1 protein-coding gene is annotated in these 280 nt (G+C 52.5%); it reads right to left on the minus strand.

Annotated features, from left to right (window positions below):
* Positions 1 to 280, minus strand: a 280-nt coding sequence (locus ACOSDM_RS20260) for a hypothetical protein (protein ID WP_420726343.1), incomplete at both ends; no start/stop codon positions are given.

Below are 280 nucleotides of genomic sequence, written 5' to 3' on the forward strand. Positions count from 1 at the left end.
GCGTGATTCGGGTCGCCGTCAATCATCGTGAACATATAGTCCACGCCATTGTGGACGCCTTCATGGTTTCTACCCGTATCCTCATCACCGTCAGCCTTGACATAGAGATGCAGTACATTGCTCCCCTTCCGGATCGGACGCGTAAACTCGAACTTGAAAACGCTTCTGTCTCCCGTCACCGGGAGATGCCAGATCGTATGAATCGCATTCAACTCGGGATGCAGTTTTTCCTCTTCAGAAGCCTTTTCGTTCTCACCGACAAGCGTCCATCGGCAGTCGC

The sequence above is a fragment of the Hwanghaeella sp. LZ110 genome (assembly GCF_048892525.1).
Taxonomy (GTDB): domain Bacteria; phylum Pseudomonadota; class Alphaproteobacteria; order UBA8366; family Aestuariispiraceae; genus Pacificispira.